Genomic DNA, 24,642 nt, shown 5'->3' on the forward strand with positions numbered 1-24,642 from the left:
CGGAGGAGGCGCCATGCAGGTAACCTATTTGTACCACAGCGGTTTTGCGGTGGATACCGGCGATAATTTCCTTATTTTCGATTATTACCGCGACCTGCCCAGAGGGGCGGGGCTTTCCAAGGGCGTGGTCCGCCCGGCGGATCTGGCCGGGCGCAGGGTGACGGTATTTGCTTCTCACCATCACCCGGACCATTTCAACCGGCGGATTTTTTCTTGGCGGAAGGAACTGCCGGGGATTCGTTATGTTCTGTCCAGCGATATCAAAGACCGAGCGGAGGCGGCGGTGATTTCACCGGGGCAGCGCTTGTGTTTGGACGGCCTGACGGTGCGGGCGCTGGAGTCTACGGATGAAGGAGTGGCCTTTTTGGTTCAAACAAACAGCGGGACCGTCTTCCACGCCGGCGACCTCAACTGGTGGTATTGGGCGGGGGAGCCCGAGGCGGAAAACCAGGAGATGGGCCGCCGTTACCGTGAGCAGATTGACCTGCTGCGCGGTGAGCGGATTGATGTAGCCTTTGTACCGGTGGACCCCAGGCTGGGCGGACAATACCTGTATGGGCTCGGTTATCTGATGACGGCACTGTCGCCGCGCATGGCCTTCCCGATGCATTTTGGAGAGGATCTATCCGTGACGAGACGCCTGCAAGAGGACCCGCAAACGGCTGCCTACCGTGAACGTGTTGCCGTGATTGAGCGCCGGGGGGCAGCGGTTTGCGTTATTTTAAATTTTAAGATGAAAGATAGGAAAGGAAGATATTATGAAAGCAAGAATTCCCAAACACCGTGAGTTTGTCATTGACATGAAGGAGGTGCCCGAGGCGCAGCGGGACGAATGCTGGGGAAAGCTGAGCGCAATTTTAGATGCCTATAAAAAAGAGGGTAAGTCTGTTTACACGGAAAGCTTTATTGAGGATAACGAGGAGAAGGTAAAGGCCCTACAGGCAGAATATCCCTTCACCTATACCATTGAGCTGCGCTGACGGGCAGCCCCTAAAAACTGTAATCATGCGGTTCATCAAAGGTCCATATCGTAAATTGTAAAAAATATTAAGAGGCGTGTTGACGGCGGCTGTAACCGCAACCGAGCGCCGGCGCCCTGAAAAATGGAGAAGAGGCCGCCCCGGCAACATCGTTGCCGGGGCGGCCCTGCTGTTTATTCTCTTAGCCCTTCCGTGCAGCCCACTGCTCCGGCCCGTCGATAATCTCCAATGTAATTTCAAACACCTTTTCCTCACCGGGCTCAAGGAAAGCCAGGGTCCCCTCCCGGCGCATGGTGTCGCGCCCGTCCGGGAGGCAGTTGCCCGGCTCCAGGCCCATTACATAATCCTTTGCGCCGAGCATCTTCCACTGCACAAAGTAGGGCAGGGCTTCCGCGTCAAATGTCATTGCCAGGCCCTTGCCCAGCTCCGGGTTATAAATAGCCGCCGTGCCCGCCTTGTTGAACTGGTGGTAATAGCACTGCTCTTCAAACACCGGCTGCGGCGGCAAAATCTCCGCCCAGCGCTCCAGGCCCTCTGCGGCGCGCTCATTGCGCGGCAGTACCTTCGTGGAGGGGATATAGAGCTCGGAGCGCTCGCATAGCAGCGGGTAGCCCATGTTGAAATGGTACAGCATCATGCTTGGCGAGGCCGCGCCGCCCACATTCGTCACCTTATCGGTCAGCACAAGCTTATTCTCGGTTTTGGAGCAGCGGAGCGTCCGGTCCAGCACAAGCTTATGGGTAAAAATCGCCGCTTCACTCACACGCGCCCATAGGGTGATTTGCTCTTCCTCCTCCAGATAGGAGACCCGCTCCGCGGGCGTATTACCGATTTTACCATGCAGCGGCACGTCCTCGCCCGCATCCTGGCAGGCGTTTCCCGCCGCCGTCAGGCCGCAGGTGGTCAAAAAGCCCGCGGTGAAGGATTTTAAAAAGCCTTCGCCCTTTTCATCGTAATACTGCGGCGCAACATAGCCGCAGGGTGAAAAATACCCGTAGTTATCGCCCTTGAACGACAGCCGCGCCAGGTCGGCACAGCGGTCTGCCGAAACCGTAAATTCCAGCCCCAGCCCGTTACGTACCTGCAAAAGCCGCATGCCGTCGCCCTTGCCGCCGGTCAAGCGATGTTCCTCTACTCCGGACACCTGAGAGGGGTGCCCATAATACCAATCCTTTTTCAATACCATAACCCCTTTTCAAATCAATCATTGATTATGCTTTAAACGCCGGAATAGGCGTTAAAACCACCGTCCACCGGCAGGACCGTACCCGTCACAAACGACGCGCCGGGCGACAGCAAAAACAGCAGCGCGCCGAGCAGCTCCTCCGGCTTGCCGAAACGCTCCATCGGCGTGGCAGCCAAAATCTTTTTTGCGCGCTCCGTGGGGGCGCCGTCCTCGCCGAACAGCAGCCTTTCATTTTGCCGGGTGACGAAAAAGCCCGGCGCAATGGCGTTGACGCGGATTCCCGTTTTGGAAAAGTACACCGCCAGCCATTGGGTGAGGTTGCTCACCGCCGCCTTGGCGCCCGAGTAGGCCGGAATTTTGGTCAGCGGGGTATAGGCGTTCATCGAGGATATATTGATAATGGAGGCATCCTTTTTCTCCAGCATATCCCGGGCAAAGACCTGCGTCGGGAGCATGGTCCCTAAAAAGTTCAGGTCAAAGACCGAGGAGATGCCCTCTTGGCTCATATTAAAGAAGGTCAGCAGGTCCTGCTCCAGGTCCCCGTCAAAATAATACTCCTTGGCGGTGGTTGCGCCCGGATGGTTGCCGCCCGCACCGTTGATGAGAATATCGCAGGGGCCGAGATCCGCTAAAATCTGCCGGTGCGCCTCTTCCAGCCCAGCCTTGTCCAGCACATTGACCTGGTAGGCCCGGGCCCTTCCGCCCGCGGCGGCAATCTCGTCCGCGCAGGCCTGCGCGGACGCCATGCTGCGGTTCAGCAGCGCCACCGAAGCGCCGCAGGCCGCAAGCGCCTTGCAGAACACGCTGCACAGCACCCCGCCGGCCCCTGTAACCACCGCGGCCTTCCCACTCAGGTCAATCTGAAACGGTAAATTCATGACAATTATTCCTCCTGTCCGTCGCCGCGCCATCTATACGCGCCGCTTACCCCTCAAGGGCGGCTTCCCATTCCTTTTCTCGAAAGCCGGCCAGCACCAGCCCGCTGCCTACCAGCAGGGGCCGCTTGACCAGCATGCCGTCCGTTGCCAGCAATTCAAGCTGCTCTGCCTCCGACATTTGCGGCAGACGGTCCTTCAGGCCCAGAGCCTGATATTTGCGCCCGCTGGTGTTGAAAAATCTTTTCAGCGGCAGCCCGCTCCTTGCCACCCACTCCTTCAGCTCAGCGGCGGACGGGTTTTGCTCCACAATAGAGCGGCTGTCATAAGAAACGCCGTGCGCGTCCAGCCATTTTTTAGCCTTTTGGCAGGTCGAGCACTTCGGGTACTCCACAAATAAAAAATTCACAAAAATCCCCCTTGCACAAACAATAATCTGTGTTATCATTAACCGTGTACATCATAGCACAGAAAAAACGGAACTTCAACATAGGGAGGAATTTCATGAAAAATATTACCATACGCTGTGCGGGCGGGGAATTAGCCCTTTCAAAGATCATCATGGGCACCTGCCCCTTTGGCACAGGCATACCGGAGGATAAATCCGTAGCGCTGCTGAACGAATACGCCGGGCTGGGCGGCGCCACGCTGGACACCGCGGCGGTTTACGGCGACTGGGAGGATAAGCGCACCCCAATCAGCGAAGAGGTCATCGGCCGCTGGCTGCGCAAAACCCGCCGCAAGGACATTACCCTCATCACCAAGGGCGCGCATTACCGCCTGGCAACCCCGGAGGCCTCCCGCGTTTCCGCGGATTGTATTCGTGAGGACCTGGAGCAGAGCCTGCGGGCGCTCGGCGTGGACTGCATCGATGTCTACTTCCTGCATAGGGATAACCCCGCCAAGCCGGTGGAAGAAATTATGCCCGCGCTGGACGAGGCCGTCCGGGCCGGTAAAATCCGGGCCATCGGCGCCTCTAACTGGACGGCCGCCCGCATAAGGGAGGCCAACCGCTTCGCCCGGGAAAACGGCATGGCGGAGTTTACCGTCTCTGAAATTCGTTGGAGCCTTGCCCACGTAACGCCCGCCTACAATGAGTTCCCCAGCCTGCCGCTGATGGACGAACACGAGTACGCCGCTTACCAGGAGCTGGGCATCCCCGTGCTGGCATGGAATTCCCAGGCCTCCGGCGTCATTACCAAAGTGCTGAACCAGGGGGTTGATGCGCTTTCAGAGCTTGTGCGCAATAAATATTACAACGACACGACGCGGCGGCGCATCGAAAACGTTCAGGCCGTGTGCGCACAGGAACACATTACGCCGACCCAGGCCGCGCTGGGCTACATCACCTGCAACCCGCTGCCCGGAGCCGCCATCGTCGGCTGCTCCTCCACCGCCCAGGTGCGGGATTCCATGAGCGCCGCCGATCTGGAGCTGCCTCCTGAAGCCGTGGCCCGGCTCACCCGCTGATTTACTATCGGTTATCGCTTTAATATTAAGAAAAAGATCGGGGAATTTGCAGGCCGCCGGGCTGCGGCAATCAAGCGGCCGGATCTGTTTGAACGGCTATAATAAAACAGGCGGAAAACGGAAGCAGAATAAAACAATCCCCCAGCGGCCACGCTGGGGGATTGTTTTATTCATCGTCAAAAAGGGTTTCGTTCATCTCAGGGAAATTTAATAATTCTGCGACCGTCAAATTCAGGCCAATGGCAATCCTGTGCAAGGTTTTGAGCGTGGGGTTCTTGGTGCGGCCTGACATAATAGCCACAACAGTGGATTGTGTTAGCCCGGAAAGCGTTGCGAGTTTATTAATTGTAATTTTCTTTTCGGCGCACAGCTGTGTAAGACGTAGACTGATGGCTTCTGAATAGGTCAATGTGAGCCTCCTCTTATCACTCCGTCAATTTTATTCACGGGGAGAAGATGCCGTGTGGCTAGTCTGTTTTCTTGCTTTGAGTTTCCCATTCAATCAGGGCTTTGTTCATAATTCTAATAACTTCTTTATTAACCGAGTTACCGTTAAACTGTGCTAGGCTCATTAGCTTGCGATATAGCTCCGGCTCAATCGGTATTCCCAGATGTTTGGTTTTTCCCATATTGACCCCCTTCTAAGTAATGGAGCATTTTAAAGCTCACCATATTTTTGTTCGTGCTCAAGAACCTCTTTGTTAATCAAATGAAGAATTTCACGGACAAGAGAACGGTTTTCAAAATCTGAAAGTTTTTTAAATCTGTATAAGGTATCGTCGTCAATACGTATTCCGAGATTCATTTTTTTTGATTTCGCCATAGCATTTCCTCCGCAAGTACATTTCAAGTTCATTAGTCTTAACTATATTTTACGGAGAAGAAAGTTGTTATTTTGGGATCTGTACTTGATTCAAGTACAGATTTTTTATAGCTTACCCACTCCTTTCTCAAATTCATTTATGGCTTTTTTTATTAGGTGTAAAACCTCCCGATTAATAGAACGTCCTTCATATTCTGCTAAACTTTTTAACTTGCGATGGGTTTCAGGGTCAATTCTTAGCCCAAGATGTTTATCTTTTTCCATATTTCAAGCCTCATAATTAAAATTATTTTTAAAATTTAAGTACATTTTAAGTTTAAAATATGGTATAATGGTGGAAATGTACTTAAAACAAGTACACTATTATTTCCCCGGATAATTTGATATATACATAATTTTTTAGAAGAAGGGGGCCTTTCCGTGCCGTCTTACAGACTTCCGCGCCCGTATGTATTGCTGACAGGGGCGCTGCACAGCACCTCTCTGAGTACACAGGACTTTCTGCCCCATTTACAGGCCGCCGTGCGGCAGGCCATGAACAGCCGGGACGGCCTGCGCGCGGTGGTGTGCATGTTTCCCCGCCCGTTCATAAAAAGGGAGAGCGACCCTTGCTTTGAGCTGCTGCTCGCCTGCGGCGAGTGGATCCGGCAGGAGGGCCTGCCCCTCACCGTCACCGCCTGCCTGCTCTTCCGGCCCGAGGCGTGGCTGAAAAGCCGCCTCCGTGCCGCCGGGGTTCGCTACCAGTGCGCCGCCCTGTCCGAGTCCGCCTACATAGGGGAGCTGGTTTCCAGGGCCGCGCTGCTCATTGCCGCCATTCCGTTCGGACGGCTGGACCTTACCCGCGAAGTGCGCGCGGCCCGCGGCTTCGGGGTTCCTGTGCACAGCATCTACGAGGTAACTCCTGAAAAATGGCTGAAAGACCGCGATGCCCTGTGTGTGAACGCCTACCGCCGCACGGTGGAGCTGGTGAACGAGTGCCTTTCCGGCGATGCGGCACTGTGCGAACGGGCGGAACGCGAGGAGTACCGCGCCCGGCTGCTGCTGCAAATTGAGCGGCTGGCCCACCTGCTTGTCAACACGGAGAAAATGAGAGGTATGCTTACACGCTCCATGGGCTCGGAAAGCGATGATTCTTAAAGAAATTGTCCCTCTTTACGTTTCGGTGCAATCGCGGCCCAGGCCCATGCGTTCAATATTATAAAACCGGCAGCCGCCCGCCCTTGAAATGAAGAGGGCGGGCGGCTGCCGGGCTTTTTCCGCGCCCTGTCAAGTGATGCCTTGACATCCGTTTTAAAACATGGTACTGTTTGCCTGAGTTAAACTTTCCACCGCCTGAAAAGGAGTTGTTAAAAATGGGAAACAATACAAGCTGCAAAGCAAACGAGCCCGGCGCCTATGCCGGAACCGACGCCCTCGGGCGCGCGCTGCCCTCCGCGGCCCAAGCGCCGCAGCGCGCCGGCAAAAAAGTGGGCCTCTTTTATTTTCTCTGGCAGGGCCAGCATGGAACGCAGGGGCCGTTTGACAACAGCGTTATTTCAAAAAAGCCCGGCGCGACGGACTCAGAAGAGGCCTGGATGGCTGCCGGGGGCAGCGAGCGCATGGTCTTTCACCACTGGGGCGAGCCGCTCTTCGGTTACTACACCTCAGACGATGAGTGGGTGCTGCGCCGCCATGTGGAGATGCTCACGGATGCGGGGGTGGATTTTCTGGTCTTCGATACCACGAACCACACCACCTATTCGGCGCAGGCGCTCAAGCTCTTTAAATACCTGGACGAGTACCAGAAGCAGGGCTGGAAGGTGCCGCAGGCCGCCTTTTACACCAACACCGAGCCGGGCGAAACCGTGAACTGGATTTATCATGAGGTCTACGAGGCCCACCCGGAGTATGAAGGCCTGTGGTTCCGCTGGACGGACGGCAAGCCGCTGATTATCGGCGATATCGACGACCCCAAGCTGGAGCCGGCCCCGCGCGGCTTCTTCCACTTCAAGCCCAACCAGTGGCCCAATGAGCCCCGCAAGGACGACGGCTTCCCCTGGATTGAGTTTGAGCGCCTGCTGACGCCGGCTTCCGTCTATGGCAAGCCCGGCGAGCCTTCGGTGATGAATGTCTCCATTGCCCAGCATTGTAATACCGTCCGCTTCAGCAGCACCGCCTGGTACGGCGGCAACGACCACAGCCGTAATTGGCACGACGGCGCCAATGATCAGAGCCCCGGCGCGGTTTTGCATGGCTATAATTTCGCTGAACAGTGGGATTTTGCCATGGAGCAGGACCCGGACATCGTTTTTGTCACCGGCTGGAATGAATGGATTGCCATGCGCCTGAACCCGGTGCCCGGAGAGCCGGTTGTGTTCTGTGACTGTGCCGACATTGACAACAGCCGGGACTCCGAGCCCATGAAGGGCGGCTTCGGGGACAACTATTATATGCAGCTGATTGCCGGAATCCGCCGCTTCAAGGGCCTGCCGGAGCAGCATGCCGCCGGCAGCGCGGCGGCGTCCATTGACCCCGCCGGCCCCCTGGACCAGTGGGACAGCGCAGCCATTACCGCCGTGTACCACGATTTCCGCGGTGATACGGCGCACCGCGACAGCATTGGCTATGGCGGAATCCATTACCGGAACGACACCGGGCGCAACGACTTTGTTTGTGCCAAGGCCGCGCAGGACAGCGAGAACCTCTATTTCTACGCTGAGACCGCCGCCCCCGTCACCGCGCCTGCGGACCACTGGATGAGCCTGCTGCTGAATACCGGCGCGGGAGAAGGCTGGAACGGCTATCATTACATAGTCAACCGTGTCGCGCCGGAGAACGGCAAGGCCGTGGTGGAGAAATCCACCGGCGGCTGGAACTGGAAGCAGGCCGGTGAAGCGGGCCTGCGCGTGGAGGGCAACCGGCTTATGCTGGTTCTGCCGAAAGCGCTGCTCGGCCTTCCATGCGGCGAGCGGCTGCCCGCGCCTATCGCCTTTAAATGGGCGGATAATTACCAGCCGGACGACATCTACTCGTTCTATACCGACGGCGATGCCGCGCCTATCGGCCGCCTCAATTACGTTTTTGAGGGCTGAACCGGCCCGCCTTGAGCAAAAAACAGGCAAGCCCCGGAAAACCTCCGGGGCTTTTTTGCGCCCAAAAGAAAGGAAAACCCGCGGTATTTGCTAAGAATAATTCTTTGTGCGAAAAATCTGCTCTTAAAAAATTGGTATTTTACGTAAATTTTATAAAAAACTTGAAAGTTTAACGTTCATCGTGATATAATCTAAAAGTACACTTAAAAATAAACGCGAAATATTGCAAAATGACAACAAAAATCCCCCCTTTTTCAAGGGGGGTGGGTTCTTATTGTTAATTGATAGTAAGTGTGCTTATTCTCAAAACAAGATGATTGTTTTAGGCGTAAGCCTTTGCATAACGCTGGCTGCCCGCGGGGCCGTGAGGATTTGCCCACGCGGGCTTACAATAGGATTGCGTCCCTCGAAGAATAAGCGCCCCGGGCGGCGCTTTTCGGGGGTCTTTTGCATGGCTGTTTATTTTTAAAGGCGGGGCCGGCTGTCCGCATACCGGCGGACGGGCCTCGGCCTGCTGTGAAGAATGAGTGAAAAAGGAGAAAGCTATGGGGCTGTACATTGATCCGGGTACCGGAAGCATGCTCTTTGCCATTTTGATTGGCATCATCGGGGCGCTGAGTTACTTATTGAAGGATTTGCTGGTAAAGCTGCGGTTTATATTGAGCGGCGGGAAAAAGGTTGAGTCAAACGCGGACAAAATCCCCCTTGTCATTTTTTCCGACGATAAAAGGTATTGGAACGTATTCGAGCCGGTTTGCAGGGAGCTTGACCGGCGCGGCGTGGATGTTGTTTATATGACGGCTTCGCCGGACGACCCGGCGTTAAGCGCCCCTTATGAGCATGTTAGGGGGGAGTTTATTGGTGAAAACAACAAGGCCTTTGCAAAGCTGAACTTTTTGAACGCGTCCATCGTCCTTTCGACAACGCCGGGGCTGGATGTTTACCAGTGGAAGCGCTCCAAAAAGGTGCGGTACTACGTCCACATGCTCCATGCGGCCAACGAGGTCGCGGGGTACCGCATGTTTGGCATCGATTATTACGACGCGCTGCTGCTCTCGGGTGAATACCAGGTGCGGGATGTCCGCTTTCTGGAAGAAAAGCGTGGGCTGCCGCCAAAGGAACTGGTGAAAATCGGCATTCCCTATATGGATGAAATGGCGGCCCGGCTGGAGGCCCAGGGCCCAGCCGCTCCGCACGAGCGCACGGTGCTGCTGGCCCCCTCTTGGGGACAGAGCGCTATTTTTCAAAAGTACGGCGGCAGGATCATCGAGGTGCTTTTAAAAACAGGCTATCACATCGTCATACGTCCGCACCCGCAGTCCTTTACGGCGGAAAAAGACCTGATGGAGAAGCTCTTGCGGGAATACCCCGAGTCGGAGCAGCTGGAGTGGAACCGTGACAACGATAATTTTGAGGTGCTGAGACGTGCCGATATTTTGATTTCGGATTTTTCAGGCGTTATTTTTGATTTTTCCCTGGTTTATGATAAGCCGGTTATTTACGCGGACACAGAGTTTGACAAAAGCCCATATGATGCCTGGTGGCTGGAAACGCCCTATTGGACCTTCACCGCTCTGCCGCGGATTGGGCAGAAGCTGACGGCGGACAACCTGGCGGCCCTGAAGGAAATGATAGACGCCTGCCTGACGGACCCCAAATATGCACAGGGCCGCCAGGAGGCCCGCGCGGAGACCTGGGAGCATAAGGGGGAGGGCGCCAAGCGCGCGGTTGATTATCTGCTGGATAAATATCAGGAATTAACGACTGTGGAGGAAGAAAAATAAAATGTCTTTTTGGGATATCTTATATACGCTGCTGCTTAAGCCGCTTCAGCTGCTGTTTGAAATTATTTATATGATGGCGAACCGGGTCATTGGCAACCCGGGCCTGTCGATTATCGTCCTGAGCCTGGTAATGAATTTTTTGGTTCTGCCCCTGTACCGGCGTGCGGATGCCATGCAGGAAGAGGAGCGCGACATGGAAATGAAGCTCCGCAAGGGCGTGGCGCATATTAAAAAAACGTTCAGCGGCGACGAGCGCATGATGATGCTTCAAACCTATTACCGGCAGAATCATTATAAGCCGACCTATGTGCTAAGGGGAGCGGTTTCGCTGTTTTTAGAAATCCCGTTTTTCATCGCGGCGTACCAGTTCCTTTCCGGTTTGCAGCTGCTGCACGGCGTTTCCTTCGGGCCGGTTTCCGACCTTGGCAAGCCGGACGGGCTGCTGTCTGTCGCCGGTGTAAGCATCAACGTGCTGCCTATTATCATGACGGCAATCAACCTGGTTTCATGCGTTATTTTTACAAAGGGCAGCTCGCTGAAATCCAAAATACAGCTCTATGCAATGGCGGCCTTTTTTCTGGTCTTTTTATATGCCTCGCCGTCCGGCCTTGTCTTTTACTGGACGCTGAATAATACATTTTCTTTGGTTAAAACCATTTTCTATAAGCTGAAAAATCCGGGCAAAATCCTCAGCATCCTGTTTTCCGCCGCAGGCGCTTTCCTGCTGGTGTACGGCCTGTTCTTCTACAGCAGGCCGTCCCTGAAAAGAATAGCGCTGTTTGTGGGCTGCGGGGTTCTGTTCCAGCTGCCGCTGCTATATACCCTCTTAAAAAAGAAGCTGCGCTTCAACCTGAAATTCACGCAGGAAACCGCGAACAAAAAGGCATTCTTTGCCGGGGGACTCTTTTTATCGGTGCTGGTCGGTGTGGTCATCCCCTCGGCGGTAATCAAGGCGTCACCGCAGGAATTTATTGACATCAATTATTTTTACCATCCGTTGTGGTTCATTGCCAGCTCCTTTTGCTTTGCGGTGGGCACGTTTGTCATTTGGCTGGGGGTGTTCTACTGGCTGGCGAAGCCCTCTTCCAGGGTTCTGTTTGACCGTGCGGTCTGGATTTTATCCGGTGTTGCCATCGTGGATTATATGTTTTTTGGGAAGGATCTCGGCAATTTGAGCGCCAACCTGAAATATGACAACGGCCTGGACTTCACCTGGAAGGCCCAGCTGCTGAATGCCGCCGTTCTGGTTGTGGTGGCCCTTGTGTTTTATTTGGTGTTCAGGCGCTGGAAAAAGCAGGTTTTTCCTATTCTGCTGGTTGGCAGCGTGGCGCTTGGCTGTATGTCGGCGCTGAATATGGTCAGCATAAATACTTCCGTTGGGGAGTTCCAGGCACAAGGGGGAGCAGATAACGCGGAGACCGCCCGCTTTTCTCTGAGCAAAAAGGGGAAAAATGTGGTTGTGCTGATGCTGGACAGAGCCATGGGGCAATATGTTCCATATATTTTTAACGAAAAACCGGAGCTTAAGGAGCAGTTTTCAGGCTTTACTTATTATTCCAATGTCATATCGTTCGGGGGGTATACGAATTTCGGCTCGCCCGCACTCTGGGGCGGCTATGAATATACGCCTGTCGAGATGAATAGAAGAGACGGCGAAAGCTTGGTGGAAAAACACAACGAGGCGCTGAAGGTGCTGCCGGTGCTGTTTGACCAAAACGGTTATGACGTAACGGTTTGCGACCCGACCTATGCGAACTATCAGTGGATTCCGGACCTGTCGATCTATGATGATTACCCGGATATTCAAAAGTATATTACCAAGGGACGGTTCACGGATGCCGCAACGAAAGAGCGCCATATTCAGTCCAATATCAGAAATTTCTTTTGCTATGGGCTTTTAAAGTCGGCGCCGCTTTGTTTCCAGGAGGTGCTCTATGACGGCGGCAGCTATAACCAGGGCAACAGCGGGGTCTTGTACTCTCAGCAGAAGCGGGAGGGGAGGTTTATTTCTACCGGAATAAGCAGTTTGTTTATGGACTGTTATAATGTGCTGCTGAACCTGCCCGGCATGACGGATATTACAGATGAAGGTGTAAATACGTTTCTGTTCATGACAAACGATATTACACATGAGCCGATACTGTTGCAGGAGCCGGACTACGAGCCGGCACAATACGTTGACAACTCGGAGTATGAGAAAGCGTATGCCGACCGTTTTACGGCAGACGGCCGCACGTTGCAAATAGAAACAGATTGGCAGCTTGTCCATTACCATGCAAATATGGCTGCGATGCTCCAGCTTGGAAAATGGTTTGATTATATGCGTGAAAACGGCGTTTATGACAACACCAGAATTATTTTGGTGTCGGATCATGGGAAAGATTTAAATCAGGATAACAGCTTTAAACTGGCGGATGGCACGGATAAGGCGCTGTACTACCCGCTGCTGATGGTCAAGGATTTTGACAGCAAGGGCTTTGTAACCTCTGAAGAATTTATGACGAACGGCGATGTACCCACGCTGGCGGCCGAGGAGATTATTGAAAACCCGGTCAATCCCTTTACCGGAAAAAAGATAGATTCAAGCGAGAAGACGGCGCATGACCAATATATTATCAATTCAGATGAGTGGAATACGGACATCAATAACGGCAAGACCTTTCTGCCGTCTGGGTGGTACTCGGTACATGATGATATTTGGAACCAGGATAATTGGAAAAAGGTAACGGACAAGGCGGTTCTGCCGCCGGAATGCGAGCAGAAAACCGAAAAGTAAGGAGAGGCCTTCATGGGATATCAGGTAGATAACGCAGTCATCATGGCGGCGGGTGTTTCCAGCCGGTTCGCACCGCTGTCATACGAAACCCCCAAGGCGTTGATAACCGTCAACGGAGAGGTGCTTCTCGAGCGCCAGATTCGTCAGTTAAAGGACGCGGGCATAGAAGAGATCATTCTGGTTGTCGGTTATATGAAAGAGCAGTTTTACTATTTACAGGATAAGCTGGGCGTACGAATTGTTGAGAACAACGATTATAAAACCCGGAACAATCATTCGTCAATCTATGCGGTGAGAGAATATTTACGAAATACCTACATTTGCTCGGCAGATAATTATTTTACGAAAAACCCCTTCGAGCGAGTGGTGGATGACGCCTATTATGCTGCTCTTTATGCAGACGGCGAAACAAAGGAGTGGTGCATGGAGACGGGGGACGACGGATATGTGAACCGGGTTCAAATCGGCGGAAAAGGCGCCTGGTATATGCTGGGGCACGCGTTTTGGAATGAGAACTTCAGCAGAAGATTTGTCAGCATTCTGGAGGCCGAATATCAGCTTCCGGAAACGGCTGGCCTCTTGTGGGAGGCTATTTATATGAAGCACTTGGATGAGCTTAAGCTTAAAGTGCGCCATTATGACCCCGATTTTATCTTTGAGTTTGACAGCCTTGACGAGCTGAGAACATTTGATAAAAGCTATATTGGTGACACACGGTCAGCCATTCTAAAGGGAATTGCGCAGGAAATGGGCTGTTCAGAGGCACAAATCTCTCAGATCACTGTAATTAAGGACCCGTTGGGTGTGGAAGCAGCCGGGTTTGAATTTATGTGTGGCGCTGAAAGATATGAATATTATTATGAAAGAAAGGTATGGAGAAAAGTTTAATGGCAAAACAAATTGTTGGGGAAGATCTAAATACCATAGGGGAATTGCTGCAAAAGGTATTGGGAAAGTCAAATTACACAGAAATTGAGCGCATGGGCGGATTAACAAACCGCACCTATCGGGTGGAATTTTCAGATGGAGAACGGTATGTGGTCCGTATCCCGGGCGAGGGCACAGAGGAATTAATCGTTCGCAGCGACGAGAAAACCAGCACGGAGTTGGCTTGCAGGTTAGGGATCGATGCAGAACTGCTGTACTTTGGGGCCAACGGGGAAAAGGTCACCGCGTTTATCCCGGATGCAACAACAATGTCAGCGGAAACCATGCGGGAAAAGGCGCATATCGACCAGGCGGCGGCTATTTTTAAAAAGCTTCATTGCAGTGGGGTTGACACGGGGGTTCCGTTTGAGGTCTTTGATATGGCGAGGGGCTATGAAAAGATCATAGAGGATAATCACGTCGGCATGTACGCTGATTATGCCGGGGTAAAGGCCACGGTTATGAAGATAAAAGAAGAGGTTGACCGGGCCTGCGAAATCAAAAAGACCCCCTGCCACAACGATGCCCTGTGTGAAAACTGGGTCCTCTCCGGTGATGGGAAAATGTTTCTCATCGATTGGGAATATGCCGGCATGAATGACGGCATTTGGGATCTGGCAGAGCTCTCCATAGAGGCAGCCTATGACCACGGGCAGGATGAACTGCTTTTAACAGCCTATCTTGGCAGAAAGCCGCTGCCCATAGACTGGAAGCATTTCCTTGCCAATAAGCTGTATGTAGACTACCTGTGGACGCTTTGGGCAAAAACCAGGGTTCCATATGACGGGCAGCCGATGGAGGATTGGGCCGCGGAGAGATACGGCAGGCTGAAGAGTAATATTGATGAATTTTTTAAGATGTAACAAAGGAGGGAATTAAAAGTGAGCTATGGAATTTTTGCCGGTATAACCTGGGCTCTTGAAACCGTTATTCTCGGAATCGCCCTGGCAATGACGCCGTTTGTTTCTACAGAGCAGGCCATTCTGCTGGCCCCGTTTGTGAGTACGTTTATTCATGACTTTTTTTCCGCAATCTGGGCGGCTATCTACAACGGTGTGCGTGGAAACCTAAAAAATGTCTGGAAGGCCTTTAAAACAAAAAGCGGCAAGTTTGTTGCCCTTGCGGCAGTCATCGGCGGCCCTGTAGGGATGACGGGTTATGTTATGGCCATCAACTATATGGGGGCTTCCATCGGCGCTGTGGCCAGTGCCGTTTTTCCGGCCATTGGGGCGATTTTAGCCTTCTTTTTCCTAAAAGAAAAAATGCAATGGTACCGCTGGGTTTTGTTGGTGATCACATTGCTGGGTGTTTACGGCCTCAGCTATTCGCCGGAGCTGAACATCTCCAACTTTTGGCTGGGCTTGTGCGGTACCCTCATGTGCGCCTTCGGCTGGGGTATTGAAGCGGTGATTTTGGCGAAATGCATGCAGGACCCTGAGGTAAAGGATGAGTACGCGCTGCAAATCCGTCAGACAACATCGGCGGTGGTGTATGGGGTAATTATTATTCCGATTCTGAACGGCTGGGGCTTTACCGTCAGCCTCTTTACAGGCCAGACCGGCTGGCTGATTCCGGTCATTGTATTGGCTGCATTTTTTGCGACGCTGTCCTATCTTTGCTATTATCGGGCAATTGCAACCATTGGGGCTTCAAAGTCCATGGCCTTGAATGTCACCTATGCCGCCTGGGCAATTCTGTTTACGGTGTTGATCCTGCGCGACACAAGCGTATTGACCCCGGTGACCATTGCTTGCGCGCTCGTCGTAATTGTGTGCGGCATCTTCGCTGCCGCGGATTTTAAGGATTTGTTTTCCCGGAAGAAGAAAACAGAATGAACAAGCAGTTCATTTAAAAGGCCCGGCGGTTGGCTGTATAGTAAAAAGGTCAGGCGTGGCTTATTGCCGCATGCCTGGCCTTTTATTTGATTATCCACCCGGAGGTAAAATAGGATTTTAAATTGGGAAAATGATTTTTAGAAGAGCTTGACGAAGCACGGACGCAAGTGAGAAAATAGAAACAAATACAATCACCGCCTGCCGGCGGGATTATCAGGGGGTTTTAATGTGGCATCACTTCAGCATATTTTTGACTCACACGCACATTATGGCGACCATGCCTTTGACGGCGACCGCGAGGCGGTTCTATGCGGCTTAGCGGGCGGAGGTGTCTGCGGTGCGGTGACCATCGGCACGGATATTTCCTCGTCGCGAGAAGCGCTCCGGCTTGCCCGCCGGTACAGTGGCCTGGGCTTGTACGCCGCTGTGGGGATCCATCCGGAGGAGGCCGGCGGCTTGCCGGAGTACTGGGAGGAGGAGCTTGCTCTGCTGCTGGAGAAACCGGAGGTGGTGGCGCTGGGGGAGATCGGGCTGGATTACCACTACGACGATATGGCGCCTAAAGAAGTACAGCGCAATCTTTTTGAGCGCCAGCTTCTGCTGGCAAAAAGAAAGGGTTTGCCTGTTTTGGTTCATGACCGCGACGCGCACGGCGACACCCTGGAGCTGCTGCGCAGGCACAGGCCGTTTGGTGTGGTGCATTGCTTTTCCGGGAGTGTGGAGATGATGCGCGAGGTAGTGGCGCTGGGGATGTATGTCGGGCTTGGCGGCGCGGTTACCTTCAAAAATGCGCGCGTACCGCTGGAGGTTGCCCGGGCGGTACCGCTTGAACGTCTCCTGCTGGAGACGGACGCGCCCTATATGGCGCCCGTTCCATTCCGAGGAAAGCGCTGTGATTCCACAATGATTGCCTTTACTGCGGAAAAAATCGCAGAGCTGCGCGCTGTGCCCGTGCAGGAACTGTTAGATGCCACCTGTGAAAATGCTAAGCGCTTTTTCGGTTTGACATGCTGATTGCGGGGGCGCCGCCGGGAATTTCTCCGCGGCCTGGCACAGCTTGTTGCCTTTGCAGGAGAATGAGGCAAGAATCAGGTTCCGCTGGAGGATCGGGCGCTTTTTCGGTATTCGCCTGGAGTTTTTCCGCAAGTAGCTGAAAAGAGCGAGTAGAAAAACTTGATGTCATGGTAGCCGCATTTTTCCGCAATATCGGCAACTGTACCGGTGGTCTGAGATAATAGTTCACAGGCCTTTTTAATTCTGATTTCCTGCAGCGCCTTGATAATACTTTTTCCAGTGACTTCCTTGAAAATGCGCGCGAAATAGCCGGTACTAACATATGCGTTTTTCGCTAAAACCTCACAACAAATAGCGGTGTTAAAATGTTCATTCATATATTTTAGTGAATTTTCGACAATAAGCTTTTTATATATGCCTTTATTCTGAGACTGCCCGGAATCATCCCGGTACAGTCGAAACATCAGTAGCAGCAGTTTCGTCAGGTCTAACCGCAGCAGCTGTTCATATCCGTCCAGGCATTTGGCAGACTCAGCGTACATTTCATCCAGAAGGGACCTGATTTCTCTGGTAGGCAGATCTTGCAGCAAGATATGATCCTTTTTATTATCCGGAAAATTAAAGGAATGAAAAAGATACTCGCAAGCAACCTGTACAAAGCTTTCACAGCCTTCAAAGGAGATGTCGACGGCCGACGGGTGGAATATACAATTATATCCGCGTAATCTTCCGTCATGAGAATATAAGCGGTGCGGAACCTCCGGACTGAGTATTATCATATCTCCAGCAGAAACCGCTTCCTCCGATTTAACAAGGCTATGGCGGCCTTTGCCGGAGGTAATATATGCAATCTCGATAAAATCGTGAGTATGTAGGCGGCTGTCGTCTCCTATGTCAAATTTTTCTATGTAAATGTCACGTCGTTTTACAAGGTAATTGTCTGCGCTTATTTTTGAATATTTCATCGATCATCACCACCGCGTTTGAAAAAATAGCCATTAAATAAAGTATAAGTAAATCCGGCTGCGTTTTCAATGCGATTTTTGATTTACGGGTTATAAATTAGAAAAAGATCAAATCGGTTTGGATTGCCCCCAAATCCGTAATAAAGGCCCATTCAATATATTGCCGGCTATTGATACAATAAAGCTGATAGCATGCGTTGGTAGACGGTGGTTTTAGCCGGCATAATGCGCTATAAAAAGAGGCATATGAGGTGAAACAAATGAGCAGAGTCCGTTTGGATGGGTTCTCAATAAATGAGCCGTACAGCTGTGTGTCAGGGGGGCGTTATACCCGAAAAATACCCCCTTATTCGCCGGACCCGTTTGTAAATTATCGGTGGGATAAGGTGTCGCATAATGACGGATTTCAAATATTTACAGCTTATCCTATTTCATACTCAGCGAATCATGCTGAGCATTTTTCAGGGCTTGACACAATCACCGCAGGTAAAGTCAATATCAAGGTAAGCGGTACGGGAAGTATATTATTGGATTTTGGCGTAGAATATGCAGCTTGGTTAGAGATAGACAGCCCGGATTTATCGGGGCATATTACATTGGGAATCAGCGAGTATAATAAGCCTGCGTTTGTAAATTCGGGGCCCAAGTCGCCCGCAAAAACCGCGGAGCCGGTAAGATATGGGGATACATACCGCTTAGAGCTTAATGACGAGCTATACGAAGGCGTAAGATTTGGCTTTATCAATATTACCGGTTTTGATAAGCCGTTTCACATCACGCAAATCCGTCTTGTTTGCCAGCTAAAGCCTGCTAATTACAATGGAAGCTTTAGCTGCGACAATGAGCTGTTAAACAAGATATGGTACACTGCGGCGTATGTTCTTCGTGTTAATTTTAAAAAGGACTATTTTGCAGCAATACTGATGGATAGGGGGGACCGCCACTCCTGGACGGGAGATGCCTATACGGCGCAGGCTGCGGCCTTGCCCTGCTTTGCCAACTATGATTTTGTCCTTGAAAACCTTCATTATACAGCCGTACATCCAAATGGTATTGAGAGCTTTGAATTATACTGGGTGCAAAGCCTTATTGATTATTACGAATATACCGGAGATAAAAACGGGGTTCGGGAGCTGCTGCCGCATGCATTAAACCGTCTTGACCATGCGTATGAGATTTACGGAACCAATCCGCCGTTAGGTTTTTTTGGCTGGGATGAACGCCTGGGAGCTGGTTTTGAAGCCCCCGGCATTTTGGAAAACCAGTACTCCTACAGTTTTTTGGCGATAGAGGTATGGAAGGCGTTTGCTGTAGTTCTGGAGGATTTGGGGGAGAAAATGGCGGCGGAGCAATACCGCGGCTACGCGGCGCAAAAAATAGCCGGGCTTAAAAGCACTGGCGCTTGGCATAAGCGCTGCGGGCTCCATGCGCTGTGCGGCGCAGTAAATGCCGGCCTGGATGATTGTGAAGTAAGAGATAAGCTGAGAAATAAGTATTTTGCAGATCGTGTAAATAGGGTGTCCTACTCCCCCTTTAATGAGTATTTTATTTTACAGGCTATGAGCAAAATAGGAAGCTACGATGCGGCCATTTCATCAATCCTTGACTTATGGGGTGGGCAAATTAAGTACGGGGGCACCACATTTTTTGAAACGTTTCGTCCCGATTGGGCGAACGTGCTCGGCGCCAACGATCCTGTTCCAAATAATCAGGCGGGATATACGAGCTTGGCGCACCCTTGGAGCGCGGGGGTTTTAGCCTGGCTTAGCGAAGAAATTTTAGGAATCAAAGCGGAAAAAGCGGGGTTTAAAACGTTTACCGTAACCCCGCATTTAGGCCGCCAATTAAATCGAGTATCGGGGGAAATGCCAACCCCTTACGGGACGATCTCGGCGTCCTTCGACATGGAAACCGGGCATCATGTAGTTATGGTTCCGAGCGGAACAACGGCAACGGTAGGGGTCCCCAAGGCCGGCCGGGCAATTATCTACATAAAGCAGAATGGCCGGCTGGCTTCTGCGAGCCATGAGGATCAGGATTTTATTTATTTTACCTTTTTAACAGCGGGGGAATACAGGTTTGATGTACTGTATGAAGGTGAGAAGCGTGGCTATATCCCCCCGGAATATAAGTACCCGGCTGATTTTCTTGGGTTTGACCGCGAAACAAAAGGGCAATGGGGCTTAGCCTATGGGAAGGATGGGTATTGGCTCTGCGGTTATCCGTCTGATAATGCGAAGCAGCTTCCTGATTACGTCAGTAATATTCGTTTTGCAAAAGGAGAGGACAGGACCTTTACGGCGGTGTCTTCAGAAGCAAGAAGCATGTACTCCAACCGCGACAACATAGGCGCCAGGGCCCTGGGCGGATACCAGTCGAGGTACAACCAGGCCTGCTACCAGACTTTTACGGTAGACATTGATCTTGCCTATGACCATACGTATACAGTGGCCCTGTATTTTGTTGACTGGGAAAAGGAAGGAAAAAGCCTTGCCGTCGAAATGTTTGACGGTAAAACCTTTGAGTTGGTGGCGCCTGTCAGGATAGTGGAGGACCATAGAGAGGGGGTATATGCAATATACAAATACAATCGGCCCGCTCGGTTCAGGATTGATCATATCAGGGGTGAATATGTCTCGCTTTCCGGCCTGTTCTTTGGGTTAAATTAAAGGTAAATTGCCGGAAAAATAAATTTATAAGGGAGAGAAATATGCGCTATTTAGCAGGTGTAAAGGATTTGGGAATTGTTTTGTCCCCGGACAGTGTAGCGGAAAAGATGTATAAATGGGATGGAGGCGGTGTTAGAGAGGCAATTTTAAACCGCGTTGGAGAATACTACTATCTCTCTTACGATGCGGCTATGCCGGAAAAGACGGCGGAAAGCTACTGGAATGCCTGTACTGCCCGCAGCAGGGACCTTGTTCACTGGGAAAAATTAGGCGTGAGCCTTTATACCTCTGCAATTGTGCACCCGGGTTCAGACAGAAAAGATTGTTGCAGCGCCTCTTCCCCGTGGAGTTTTTACGACGGGAACAGGTGGTATAGGTTCTATCTGGGCGCGGATCACTGCTCTGAGGAGGGAGTTCCTGCGTTTGCATATTCAACCATGCTTGCGACGTCAGACTCCATAGAAGGCCCGTGGATAAAAGAGTGTGACCGGTTGCACGCTGAGAAGCACGTTTGCTTCCGGGTTGGAAAGCCAGGCGCCTGGGATGATGAGACGGCTTCTCCGGGAGAGGTATTGCTGAATCCTAAATATGGCCTTGTTCCAGGAAGTAAAAAATATATGATGTTTTATAGCGGATCCTGCTCCGGGGTCACGCGCCGGTCCTTGGGAATAGCACGGACGGATGATTTATCTATATGCGATGATTATGATAAGGATAAGGGGAATTTTTGGGTTAAGGATCCTGAGCCGATTCTGCCGCCGGCCGAGGATATAGAAAACTCATCCCTCTATTATGAAGAGCGTACAGGGCGTTATTGGCTGTTTACAAACCATATTTATCAAAATTCGTATACAGACGCAGTATGGGCCTATTGGACGACCGATATAGACCGCTGGAGCCAGGAGGATAAGGCGATTGTTATTGACCGCAACGTAAGCACATGGGCAAAAGGTGCAATTGGGATGCCGGCTGTTTGTCCAACGGATCATGGAACACTTGCACTGCTCTATGATGGAGTGAACGGAACGGGAACCGGCCATTTAGACCGCCATATAGGGCTGGCGGAAATCTCGTTGCCATTAAGCTTTTGACAGTATTTTAAAGCTGGCGCTGTGGGTGCTGGAGAAGGGAAGGAGTTAATTTTATAATAATACGGAAAAGCCGCTTACCTAAAAAGTCAGCTTAGGCTCATGCAGGCCCGCTGAAGGCTTCTGTGAAGGAAGCCCTCGGCGGGCCGATTTTTATTTATTAGTGGACTTGACAATTCTGTGATTACTGTATATACTGTATATTAACAGATGTAGGAGGTGGTTGTGATTGATATTTTCATCAGTAATACCAGTGGCCAGCCGATTTATGACCAGATTTATTCACAAATCAAGGGACTGATTATTTCCGGGCAATTAGGTGAAGGAGAGGCGCTGCCTTCCATCCGCGGCCTTGCAAAGGAGCTGCGCATCAGCGTCATCACGACAAAGCGCGCTTATGATGAGCTGGAGCGCGAGGGCTTTATCTACACTGTGGCAGGCAAGGGGTGTTTTGTCGCGCAAAAGAATGTTGAGATGCTGCGCGAAGAAAACCTGAAGAAAATTGAGGGCCTAATGCAGCAAATTGCGGTGCTGGCCGCCAGCTGCAATTTGACGGAGAAGGAGCTTATCCAAATGTTCCAACTCCTATACCGGGAGGAATGATGATGAAGACCGCAAATGCATTGGAATTAAAGGATGTTAGCAAAAAATATCCGGGCTTTGCCTTGGAGCATATCAGCTTTACGCTGCCGGAGGGGTATATTCTTGGCTTGGTCGGTGAGAATGGGGCCGGAAAGAGCACGACCATCAAGTTGATTTTAGATAGCATCCAGCGGGACAGCGGTGAAATTTATGTTTTGGGCAAAGATAACCGCAATCGCTTTCAAATTACCAAGGAAGACATCGGCGTGGTTCTTGACGAAGCGTATTTTCCTGAGAGCATCACGGCTAAACAGGTAAACGCGGTTATGCGGAATACCTACAAGAAATGGAATGAGGCCCGCTTCAAAAGTTTGCTGGAACGCTTCTCCCTGCCTGAAAAAAAGGCCTTCAAGGGATTTTCACGCGGAATGAAAATGAAGCTGGCCATTGCTGTCGCACTCTCGCACCACGCCAAGCTTTTGATTTTGGACGAAGCAACAAGCGGGCTGGACCCCATTGTCCGCGATGAGATTATCGACCTGTTTTTAGAGTATACGCGGGAGCCAGGAAATTCGATTTTGATTTCATCTCATATTATTAGCGACTTAGAAAAAATGTGTGACTATATTTCGTTTATGCACCAAGGAAAACTGCTCTTTTTTGAGGAAAAAGACCGTCTTCTGGAGAAATATGGATTGCTGCATTGTTCCAGAGGCGCCTTCGAGGCCCTCAACCCCAAAGCGGTTAAGGGCTACCGCACCTCAATGTATGGCATGGAGGTGCTTGTCCAGCGCAATGCCGTACCCCGAAGCTTTTCCCTGGAACCGGTAACAATGGAAAATATAATTGTACTGCTGGCGAAAGGAGGGTCCGAAAAATGAAGGGGCTTTTATTGAAGGATTGGTTTATTCTCTGGAACCAGTGTAAGTATATGCTGTTTATTCCGGTTGTCTTTATTACCGTGTCAGTCTTGAACCCCGGCAATGAGGGGTTGATATTCTTTTTGATGAGCGGTGTGATTCTAGCCATGTTTCCGCTTACAATTATGGGGTTTGATGAACGCAGTAAGTGGGATAACTATGCCATGACTATGCCGTACTCACGCACGCAGCTGGTTTTGAGCAAGTATTGCTTGACCCTGTTTGGAATGGCTGTCGGTTGCGCCCTGTATTTCATCATCAGCTTAGTGGTGGGGTTCATGGGCTGGGGGCATGTTTTTTCTTGGGAACAGACCATTTTCCTGCTGGGAATACTGGTTTTCGGCATACTATTTTATTCCGGGCTTACATATCCTTTAATTTTTAAATTTGGTGTAGAAAAAGGACGAATTTGGTTTTTTGCCACAACAATTTTAGTTTCAGCCGGTGCGGGCTTTTTATATTCTTTCTCTCGAAAATGGGGATTGCAGCTGGATTTTTCACCGGTATGGTTTTTGGTGCTTGCCGTCATTCTTTTTATCGCTTCGGCATTTTTATCGGTTCATTTTTATAAAAGGCGAGAGTTTTGATGTATAGAACCCCCTGAGTCCCCGCGGAGCCGCAGCTCCGCGGGGACCCTTTTTCTTCTTTACTGCCGGATATGTTGTGCTCAGGACATAGTTTACCGTCTGCCGGGAGGCGGTCTTGTAAGCTGCAATTATTTATCATAGGGGCCGGGCTTTCTTTCGCGGCCTGCCCTCCGGCGAGTTTTTCTGTCAAAAGAAATCCTTTTGCGTTTTAGGCTGAATTGCCTTGATGCCGTCTCTGCTATGCGAGTATTTACAGGGGAAAGAGAAGATTAGTTTCATCTAAGTGAAGACTGCTTATTTTTTATTGTTTTTTAGAAAGGAGAGGGTGTGCTACTTTTATTATGCTGACAGTCTTGAATATTATTTGACAGTCTCGTCACGATATGGTATTATACTAGAAATTAGCTCTAACTAACTCGATACCTGCAACGGATTACTTTGTCCTTCGCAGTGTATAAGCAAAGGCGGAAAACAGAAATGATGATAAACAAGCGGCTGATCGGGACGGTCAGCGAGAGTAAAAAGTACATCGCCGGGAATGTCATATTGCAATGGTGCTCCCTGGCGGCGAACATCGCCATGATGTTCAGTATTACGGGTTTGCTTGCAAGTTTGTTCTACGGAAGCGCCAATGCAGGCTCTTTATGGATAACGGCGGCAGCAACGCTTATAGCGTTGGCGATCCGGTTCCTCTGTGCCATAGGAGCCAGCCGGATGAGCTACTTGTCTTCCAAAGCAGTAAAGAAAACCCTGCGGGAACAAATTTATAAAAAGCTTTTGCGGCTTGGCGCTTCCTACAAGGAACAGGTCAAGACCTCGGAGGTTGTTCAAGTGGCTGTCGAGGGCGTCGATCAGCTGGAAACCTATTTCGGCGCCTACCTGCCCCAGTTTTTTTATTCGATGTTGGCTCCCCTGACACTGTTTATTGTGTTATGTTTCATCAATATCCCCTCGGCCATTGTACTGCTGGTCTGTGTGCCGCTGATCCCCGTAGCGATTGCGGCGGTGCAGACCTGGGCGAAAAAGCTGCTCTCCAAATACTGGGGGCAGTACACGGCGCTGGGCGATACCTTTTTAGAGAATTTGCAGG

At 51.2% G+C, this 24,642-nt stretch carries 25 protein-coding genes; 17 read left to right on the plus strand and 8 right to left on the minus strand.

Annotation, left to right across the window (positions count from 1 at the left end):
- The first annotated feature begins 13 nt into the window (after positions 1 to 13).
- Together DPQ25_RS13125 and DPQ25_RS13130 are read left to right on the plus strand one after the other, a co-directional pair.
- Positions 14 to 787: an MBL fold metallo-hydrolase gene (locus tag DPQ25_RS13125; RefSeq protein WP_112333630.1), complete on the plus strand. Its 774-nt coding sequence runs from the start codon at positions 14 to 16 to the stop codon at positions 785 to 787.
- Complete coding sequence (locus tag DPQ25_RS13130) at positions 759 to 980, plus strand: single stranded DNA-binding domain-containing protein (RefSeq protein ID WP_112333631.1); 222 nt, start codon at positions 759 to 761, stop codon at positions 978 to 980. The genes DPQ25_RS13125 and DPQ25_RS13130 overlap by 29 nt, the downstream gene beginning before the upstream one ends.
- Positions 981 to 1,161: 181 nt before the next feature.
- Here the strand turns inward: DPQ25_RS13130 and DPQ25_RS13135 are convergent, their stop codons facing one another.
- From DPQ25_RS13135 to DPQ25_RS13145, 3 genes are read right to left on the minus strand one after another with little or no spacing between them, the layout of a single operon-like run.
- Positions 1,162 to 2,160, minus strand: coding sequence for an aldose 1-epimerase family protein (locus DPQ25_RS13135; RefSeq protein ID WP_242978364.1), 999 nt, complete (start codon positions 2,158 to 2,160; stop codon positions 1,162 to 1,164).
- Positions 2,161 to 2,198: 38 nt separating this feature from the next.
- A complete protein-coding gene (locus DPQ25_RS13140; protein ID WP_112333633.1) occupies positions 2,199 to 3,044 on the minus strand; it encodes an SDR family oxidoreductase in 846 nt (281 codons plus the stop codon).
- 46 nt (positions 3,045 to 3,090) lie between these two features.
- Positions 3,091 to 3,450, minus strand: coding sequence for an arsenate reductase family protein (locus tag DPQ25_RS13145; protein ID WP_242978366.1), 360 nt, complete (start codon positions 3,448 to 3,450; stop codon positions 3,091 to 3,093).
- A 95-nt stretch (positions 3,451 to 3,545) separates the two neighbouring features.
- On the opposite strand from DPQ25_RS13145, the gene DPQ25_RS13150 reads away from it, so the two are divergent.
- Positions 3,546 to 4,511: an aldo/keto reductase gene (locus tag DPQ25_RS13150; RefSeq protein WP_112333635.1), complete on the plus strand. Its 966-nt coding sequence runs from the start codon at positions 3,546 to 3,548 to the stop codon at positions 4,509 to 4,511.
- Positions 4,512 to 4,677: 166 nt separating this feature from the next.
- Here the strand turns inward: DPQ25_RS13150 and DPQ25_RS13155 are convergent, their stop codons facing one another.
- The 4 genes from DPQ25_RS13155 to DPQ25_RS13160 all read right to left on the minus strand — a co-directional run bounded on the left by DPQ25_RS13155 (position 4,678) and on the right by DPQ25_RS13160 (position 5,598).
- On the minus strand, positions 4,678 to 4,920 hold the full coding sequence (locus DPQ25_RS13155) for a helix-turn-helix domain-containing protein (RefSeq protein ID WP_112333636.1): 243 nt from the start codon (positions 4,918 to 4,920) through the stop codon (positions 4,678 to 4,680).
- Positions 4,921 to 4,978: 58 nt separating this feature from the next.
- Positions 4,979 to 5,140: a hypothetical protein gene (locus DPQ25_RS14765; protein ID WP_177577099.1), complete on the minus strand. Its 162-nt coding sequence runs from the start codon at positions 5,138 to 5,140 to the stop codon at positions 4,979 to 4,981.
- A 29-nt stretch (positions 5,141 to 5,169) separates the two neighbouring features.
- Positions 5,170 to 5,334, minus strand: a complete 165-nt coding sequence (locus DPQ25_RS14770; RefSeq protein WP_177577101.1) for a hypothetical protein — start codon at positions 5,332 to 5,334, stop codon at positions 5,170 to 5,172.
- A gap of 105 nt (positions 5,335 to 5,439) precedes the next feature.
- On the minus strand, positions 5,440 to 5,598 hold the full coding sequence (locus DPQ25_RS13160; protein WP_112333637.1) for a toxin-antitoxin system HicB family antitoxin: 159 nt from the start codon (positions 5,596 to 5,598) through the stop codon (positions 5,440 to 5,442).
- Positions 5,599 to 5,754: 156 nt separating this feature from the next.
- On the opposite strand from DPQ25_RS13160, the gene DPQ25_RS13165 reads away from it, so the two are divergent.
- From DPQ25_RS13165 to DPQ25_RS13205, 8 genes are all read left to right on the plus strand, one after another.
- Entirely contained in the window at positions 5,755 to 6,471 is a 717-nt protein-coding gene (locus tag DPQ25_RS13165; RefSeq protein ID WP_112333638.1) for a hypothetical protein, read from the plus strand.
- A gap of 215 nt (positions 6,472 to 6,686) precedes the next feature.
- A complete protein-coding gene (locus DPQ25_RS13170) occupies positions 6,687 to 8,405 on the plus strand; it encodes a glycoside hydrolase family 71/99 protein (RefSeq protein ID WP_112333639.1) in 1,719 nt (572 codons plus the stop codon).
- A 545-nt stretch (positions 8,406 to 8,950) separates the two neighbouring features.
- A complete protein-coding gene (locus tag DPQ25_RS13180; RefSeq protein WP_112333641.1) occupies positions 8,951 to 10,189 on the plus strand; it encodes a CDP-glycerol glycerophosphotransferase family protein in 1,239 nt (412 codons plus the stop codon).
- A gap of 1 nt (position 10,190) precedes the next feature.
- Positions 10,191 to 12,965, plus strand: a complete 2,775-nt coding sequence (locus tag DPQ25_RS13185) for a YidC/Oxa1 family membrane protein insertase (protein WP_112333642.1) — start codon at positions 10,191 to 10,193, stop codon at positions 12,963 to 12,965.
- A 12-nt stretch (positions 12,966 to 12,977) separates the two neighbouring features.
- Positions 12,978 to 13,853: an NTP transferase domain-containing protein gene (locus DPQ25_RS13190; protein WP_112333643.1), complete on the plus strand. Its 876-nt coding sequence runs from the start codon at positions 12,978 to 12,980 to the stop codon at positions 13,851 to 13,853.
- A complete protein-coding gene (locus DPQ25_RS13195; protein ID WP_177577103.1) occupies positions 13,853 to 14,755 on the plus strand; it encodes a choline/ethanolamine kinase family protein in 903 nt (300 codons plus the stop codon). The genes DPQ25_RS13190 and DPQ25_RS13195 overlap by 1 nt, the downstream gene beginning before the upstream one ends.
- 18 nt (positions 14,756 to 14,773) lie before the next feature.
- A complete protein-coding gene (locus DPQ25_RS13200; RefSeq protein WP_112333645.1) occupies positions 14,774 to 15,727 on the plus strand; it encodes a DMT family transporter in 954 nt (317 codons plus the stop codon).
- Positions 15,728 to 15,955: 228 nt separating this feature from the next.
- Positions 15,956 to 16,741, plus strand: coding sequence for a TatD family hydrolase (locus DPQ25_RS13205; protein ID WP_112333646.1), 786 nt, complete (start codon positions 15,956 to 15,958; stop codon positions 16,739 to 16,741).
- 74 nt (positions 16,742 to 16,815) lie between these two features.
- Here DPQ25_RS13205 and DPQ25_RS13210 read toward each other — a convergent pair whose 3' ends face one another.
- Entirely contained in the window at positions 16,816 to 17,706 is an 891-nt protein-coding gene (locus DPQ25_RS13210) for an AraC family transcriptional regulator (protein WP_112333647.1), read from the minus strand.
- 527 nt (positions 17,707 to 18,233) lie between these two features.
- On the opposite strand from DPQ25_RS13210, the gene DPQ25_RS13215 reads away from it, so the two are divergent.
- The 6 genes from DPQ25_RS13215 to DPQ25_RS13240 all read left to right on the plus strand — a co-directional run.
- Positions 18,234 to 20,375 (plus strand): alpha-L-rhamnosidase C-terminal domain-containing protein, encoded by a 2,142-nt coding sequence (locus DPQ25_RS13215; protein WP_177577105.1) that lies wholly within the window; start codon positions 18,234 to 18,236, stop codon positions 20,373 to 20,375.
- A gap of 41 nt (positions 20,376 to 20,416) precedes the next feature.
- On the plus strand, positions 20,417 to 21,466 hold the full coding sequence (locus tag DPQ25_RS13220) for a glycoside hydrolase family protein (protein WP_112333649.1): 1,050 nt from the start codon (positions 20,417 to 20,419) through the stop codon (positions 21,464 to 21,466).
- A gap of 225 nt (positions 21,467 to 21,691) precedes the next feature.
- A complete protein-coding gene (locus tag DPQ25_RS13225) occupies positions 21,692 to 22,066 on the plus strand; it encodes a GntR family transcriptional regulator (protein ID WP_112333652.1) in 375 nt (124 codons plus the stop codon).
- Positions 22,067 to 22,068: 2 nt separating this feature from the next.
- Complete coding sequence (locus DPQ25_RS13230; RefSeq protein WP_112333650.1) at positions 22,069 to 22,926, plus strand: ABC transporter ATP-binding protein; 858 nt, start codon at positions 22,069 to 22,071, stop codon at positions 22,924 to 22,926.
- A complete protein-coding gene (locus DPQ25_RS13235; RefSeq protein WP_112333651.1) occupies positions 22,923 to 23,552 on the plus strand; it encodes an ABC-2 transporter permease in 630 nt (209 codons plus the stop codon). The genes DPQ25_RS13230 and DPQ25_RS13235 overlap by 4 nt, the downstream gene beginning before the upstream one ends.
- A gap of 477 nt (positions 23,553 to 24,029) precedes the next feature.
- Positions 24,030 to 24,642 (plus strand): ABC transporter transmembrane domain-containing protein (locus DPQ25_RS13240; RefSeq protein ID WP_242978370.1); only part of this gene is annotated, 613 nt, incomplete at its 3' end.

Source organism: Hydrogeniiclostridium mannosilyticum, assembly GCF_003268275.1.
Classification (GTDB): Bacteria; Bacillota; Clostridia; order Oscillospirales; family Acutalibacteraceae; genus Hydrogeniiclostridium; species Hydrogeniiclostridium mannosilyticum.

Coding starts and splice junctions, on each gene's coding strand:
- DPQ25_RS13125 (WP_112333630.1), top strand. CDS start 14: ATGCAGGTAACCTATTTGTACCACAGCGGTTTTGCGGTGGATACCGGC.
- DPQ25_RS13130 (WP_112333631.1), top strand. CDS start 759: ATGAAAGCAAGAATTCCCAAACACCGTGAGTTTGTCATTGACATGAAG.
- DPQ25_RS13140 (WP_112333633.1), bottom strand. CDS start 3,044: ATGAATTTACCGTTTCAGATTGACCTGAGTGGGAAGGCCGCGGTGGTT.
- DPQ25_RS13150 (WP_112333635.1), top strand. CDS start 3,546: ATGAAAAATATTACCATACGCTGTGCGGGCGGGGAATTAGCCCTTTCA.
- DPQ25_RS14765 (WP_177577099.1), bottom strand. CDS start 5,140: ATGGGAAAAACCAAACATCTGGGAATACCGATTGAGCCGGAGCTATAT.
- DPQ25_RS14770 (WP_177577101.1), bottom strand. CDS start 5,334: ATGGCGAAATCAAAAAAAATGAATCTCGGAATACGTATTGACGACGAT.
- DPQ25_RS13160 (WP_112333637.1), bottom strand. CDS start 5,598: ATGGAAAAAGATAAACATCTTGGGCTAAGAATTGACCCTGAAACCCAT.
- DPQ25_RS13170 (WP_112333639.1), top strand. CDS start 6,687: ATGGGAAACAATACAAGCTGCAAAGCAAACGAGCCCGGCGCCTATGCC.
- DPQ25_RS13180 (WP_112333641.1), top strand. CDS start 8,951: ATGGGGCTGTACATTGATCCGGGTACCGGAAGCATGCTCTTTGCCATT.
- DPQ25_RS13185 (WP_112333642.1), top strand. CDS start 10,191: ATGTCTTTTTGGGATATCTTATATACGCTGCTGCTTAAGCCGCTTCAG.
- DPQ25_RS13190 (WP_112333643.1), top strand. CDS start 12,978: ATGGGATATCAGGTAGATAACGCAGTCATCATGGCGGCGGGTGTTTCC.
- DPQ25_RS13195 (WP_177577103.1), top strand. CDS start 13,853: ATGGCAAAACAAATTGTTGGGGAAGATCTAAATACCATAGGGGAATTG.
- DPQ25_RS13210 (WP_112333647.1), bottom strand. CDS start 17,706: ATGAAATATTCAAAAATAAGCGCAGACAATTACCTTGTAAAACGACGT.
- DPQ25_RS13220 (WP_112333649.1), top strand. CDS start 20,417: ATGCGCTATTTAGCAGGTGTAAAGGATTTGGGAATTGTTTTGTCCCCG.
- DPQ25_RS13230 (WP_112333650.1), top strand. CDS start 22,069: ATGAAGACCGCAAATGCATTGGAATTAAAGGATGTTAGCAAAAAATAT.
- DPQ25_RS13235 (WP_112333651.1), top strand. CDS start 22,923: ATGAAGGGGCTTTTATTGAAGGATTGGTTTATTCTCTGGAACCAGTGT.